Below are 2,514 nucleotides of genomic sequence, written 5' to 3'. Positions count from 1 at the left end.
CACCTCCTCGAACACCTCACCGAACACCGGCAGGGACACCAACTCACGCCCCATACCCAGGCGCTGAGACCCCTGACCCGAAAACACCAGAGCCAAGCGACGGACGCCCGCGGTGACGTCGCGCACCACGTTCCCGGCCGGCTCTCCGGCGGCCAGGGCCTCAAGGCCCGCCAGGAACTCGGCGCGGTTCTCACCGAGCACGACGGCGCGGTGCTCCATGGCGGACCGGGCGGAGAGCAGCGACCAGGCGACGTCCGAATCGGACGCCTCCGCCGCAGCAGCGGACTGCCGCAGCCGCGCCGCCTGCCCACGCAGCCCCGCAGCGGAACGCGCGGACAACACCCACGGCACGGGCACGCCGGCACCCGTCGACGCGACGGCAGACGACGGCTCGACAGCAGAAGCATCCGCGGGCACGACCGCCAGATCGGCCGGCGCCTGCTCCAGAACCACATGCGCGTTCGTACCACTGATACCGAACGAGGAAACGGCCGCCCGACGCGGACGCCCCGTCTCCGGCCACGCACGACTCTCCGTGACCAGCTCGACGGCTCCCGAAGCCCAGTCCACATGCGGCGTCGGCTCATCCACGTGCAGCGTCTTCGGCACGACCCCGTGCCGCATCGCCTCGACCATCTTGATGACGCCGGCGACGCCGGCCGCGGCCTGGGTGTGACCGATGTTGGACTTCACCGAGCCGAGCAGCAGCGGCTTGTCCTCGGGGCGGTCCTGGCCGTACGTGGCGAGCAGGGCCTCGGCCTCGATCGGGTCACCGAGCGAGGTTCCGGTGCCGTGCGCCTCGACGGCGTCGACGTCGGCGCTGGTGAGCCCGGCGTTGGCGAGCGCCTGGCGGATGACCCGCTGCTGCGCGGGACCGCTCGGCGCGGTCAGGCCGTTGGACGCCCCGTCCTGGTTGAGCGCGGAGCCACGCACCACGGCGAGCACCTCGTGGCCGTTGCGCCGCGCGTCCGACAACCGCTCCACCAGGAGCAGACCCACGCCCTCGGAGAAGCCGGTCCCGTCCGCGTCCGCGGAGAACGCCTTGCAACGGCCGTCCTGGGACAGACCACGCTGCCTGCTGAAGGAGACGAGGAGTCGAGGGGTGGGCATGACGGCGACGCCACCGGCCACGGCCAGGGTGCACTCACCCTGCCGCAGCGCCTGCACCGCCTGGTGCAGCGCCACCAGCGACGACGAACACGCCGTGTCCACCGTCACCGCAGGACCCTCGAACCCGAACGTGTAGGAGACACGGCCGGAAGCCACGCTGGCCGCGTTGCCGGTGAGCAGGTGGCCGTCGAGACCGTCCTCCGTGGTGAACAGGTCGGTGCTGTAACCGGAAACCGCGCCGCCGATGAAGATGCCGGTCGGGGTGGAGCGCAGGGTGCCGGGGTCGATGCCGGCCCGCTCCAGCGCCTCCCAGGTGGCCTCCAGGAGCAGCCGCTGCTGCGGGTCCATGGCCAGGGCCTCGCGGGGCGAGATCCCGAAGAACTCCGCGTCGAAGTCCGCTACGCCGTCGATGAATCCGGCGGTGCGGGAGTAGGAACTGCCCACGCGGGCCGGGTCCGGGTCGAACACGGCGTCCGCATCCCAGCCGCGGTCGGTGGGGTAGTCGCCCATGGCATCGCGTTCGTCGGTGAGGAGCTGCCACAGCTCCTCGGGCGAGCCGACGCCACCGGGGAAGCGGCAGCTCATGCCGATGATGACGATCGGGTCGTCGTCCGAGGCCGAGGCCGCGGCGACCGGGAGGGCACGCGCCGGCGCGACGACGCTCGCGTCCACTCCGAGCCGGATGGCGACTTCGGCAGCGAGGGCGGTCGGGGTGGGATGGTCGAAAACAACGGTCACCGGCAGACGCAGCCCGGTGGCGGACCCGATCCGATTACGCAGTTCCACAGCGGTCAGCGAGTCGAAGCCCATGTCACGGAACGCCCGATCGACCTCCACCGCACCAGCAGTGCCATGACCAAGGACCAACGCCGCCTGGACACGCACCAGCTCCGTCAACTCACGATCACGCTCCACCGGAGCCAACGCCGCAAGACGATCACGCAACCCATCACCACCACCCACAGGCGTGTTCGCCGCAGCCCGCTTGACCGTGGAACGCACCAACGCACGGAACAACGAACCCAAGGGCCGCTGCTCACGCAACATGCCCAGATCCAGACGGACCGGAACGGTATACGCATGCGGCAAACGCACCGCCGCATCAAAGAGAGCCAAACCCTCCTCCGTCGCCAACGGCCGAATACCAGCCCGACGCATACGGTCCAGATCAGCCGTGCCCAGCGCACCAGTCATCGCACTACGGTCAGCCCACAAACCCCACGCCAAAGAGTGCGCGGGCAGCCCCTCAGCACGCCGCTCCTGCGCCAGGGCGTCGAGGTAGGAGTTCGCCGCCGCGTAACCACCCTGGCCCGGAGAACCGAACACACCAGCAGCCGAGGAGAACAACACGAACAACGCGAGATCCCGGTCACGCGTCAGCTCATGCAAGTTCCACGCCGCGTC

General features: G+C 70.2%; 1 protein-coding gene. It reads right to left on the bottom strand.

Annotated elements, in window-relative coordinates; all coding sequences use genetic code 11:
* Window positions 1-2,514: type I polyketide synthase (locus ACZ4UB_RS39510; RefSeq protein WP_468078133.1), on the bottom strand; the 2,514-nt coding region annotated here is incomplete at both ends.

Source organism: Streptomyces sp. NPDC028419 (assembly GCF_055565515.1).
Note: the sequence above shows the minus strand (reverse complement) of the source record. Positions and strands in the feature narration are given on the sequence as shown.